Origin of the sequence: Streptomyces sp. NK08204 (assembly GCF_020400585.1) — a bacterium.
GTDB lineage: Bacteria > Actinomycetota > Actinomycetes > Streptomycetales > Streptomycetaceae > Streptomyces.
Window position 1 is genome coordinate 1 of record NZ_JAINVF010000108.1, and the last position, 264, is coordinate 264.

The following is a 264-nucleotide window of genomic DNA, read 5'->3' on the forward strand; positions in this document are numbered from 1 at the left end:
CGGCCTTCGACGGCGACGAGAAGGCGGTGGCCGAGCATTTCGTGGCACTGTCCACCAACGCGGAGAAGGTCGCCGAGTTCGGCATCGACACGGCCAACATGTTCGAGTTCTGGGACTGGGTCGGCGGCCGGTACTCGTACGACTCCGCGATCGGCCTGTCCCTGATGATCGCCATCGGCCCGGACCGCTTCCGCGAGATGCTCGAGGGCTTCCGCCTGGTCGACGACCACTTCCGCACCGCACCCGCCGAGGCCAACGCTCCCT

Annotated in this window: 1 pseudogene; it reads left to right on the plus strand. The window is 67.4% G+C overall.

Annotated features, from left to right (window positions below):
* Positions 1–264: pseudogene (locus K7G59_RS34525) on the plus strand (glucose-6-phosphate isomerase); the annotation flags it as partial.